2 protein-coding genes and 1 pseudogene are annotated in these 1,105 nt (G+C 47.2%); all 3 read right to left on the bottom strand.

Going from position 1 to position 1,105, the window contains the following annotated elements; genetic code table 11:
* Positions 1-183, bottom strand: a pseudogene (locus tag B5D54_RS16815) (NADH:ubiquinone reductase (Na(+)-transporting) subunit F); the annotation flags it as partial.
* A 33-nt stretch (positions 184-216) separates the two neighbouring features.
* Positions 217-813: an NADH:ubiquinone reductase (Na(+)-transporting) subunit E gene (gene nqrE / locus B5D54_RS16810; RefSeq protein WP_078927666.1), complete on the bottom strand. Its 597-nt coding sequence runs from the start codon at positions 811-813 to the stop codon at positions 217-219.
* Between the two features lie 7 nt (positions 814-820).
* Positions 821-1,105, bottom strand: a 285-nt coding sequence (locus B5D54_RS16805; protein ID WP_303046258.1) for an Rnf-Nqr domain containing protein, incomplete at its 5' end; no start/stop codon positions are given.

Raw genomic sequence — 1,105 nt, 5'->3', positions numbered from 1 at the left:
CCCTGCTAAAGCGCTCAAAAGTTTGCCACCCGGTTGGGTGATGATGGCCTTATCAGGCTCACCATTGATTGAGATGGTAATGTCACCGGTTGGTACCAGCTTGGATTTAGCAAATAAAATCACTAACACCAAAGCTAGAACGATAATGGTAAACATCACGACACCAAGGATAATACTTAGCATTGACTATTCCTTTATTGTTGCGGCCTACCCGACTTACAGTTGAACACCAGAGAAAGACATAAAGCCTAACGCCATTAACCCGACCGTGATGAATGTGATCCCAAGGCCACGCAATCCAGGGGGAACGTCGGAATATTTCATTTTCTCACGGATCCCCGCTAACGCGACAATCGCTAACATCCAACCCACCCCAGAGCCAAAACCGTAGACAATCGATTCAGCAAAATGGTAGTCACGTTGTACCATGAACGAAACGCCACCAAAAATGGCACAGTTCACCGTGATCAAGGGTAAGAAGATCCCCAGTGCGTTGTACAACGGCGGGAAAAAGCGGTCCAACACCATTTCTAGAATTTGGACTAAGGCGGCAATGACCCCAATGAAGGTAATGAAGTTCAAAAAGCTTAAATCCACCCCCTCGACTAACGCGCTGTCTTTCAACACCCCGTTATAGAGTAAATTGTTCACCGGTACGGCAATGGTGAGTACCACAATGACCGCAACCCCTAAGCCAAACGAGGTTTTGACTTTCTTAGACACCGCCAAGAAAGTACACATGCCTAAGAAAAACGAAAGGGCTAAGTTCTCGATAAAGATCGAACGAACCAACAAACTGATATAATGTTCCATTGTCGTTTTACTCCTTCGCTTCGACTTGTGCGGGTTTCAACGTACGGATCGCCCAAATCAAGAAACCGATCAGGAAGAAGGCTGACGGTGCAAGTAGCATCATCCCATTGGGTTGATACCATCCGCCGTTACTCACCAGAGGCAAGATTTCTAAACCAAACAGCTGACCTGAGCCCAGCAATTCACGGAAGAAGGCCACGGTGATCAGGACAAACCCATACCCTAACCCATTGCCGATACCATCAATTAATGATGGCAGAGGAGCCGATTTCATCGCAAAGGCTTCGGCACG

The sequence above is a fragment of the Vibrio cincinnatiensis DSM 19608 genome, assembly GCF_900167345.1.
Classification (GTDB): Bacteria; Pseudomonadota; Gammaproteobacteria; order Enterobacterales; family Vibrionaceae; genus Vibrio; species Vibrio cincinnatiensis.
The sequence above is the reverse complement of the archived record's forward strand: the minus strand, read 5'-3'. Positions and strand labels throughout refer to the sequence as shown.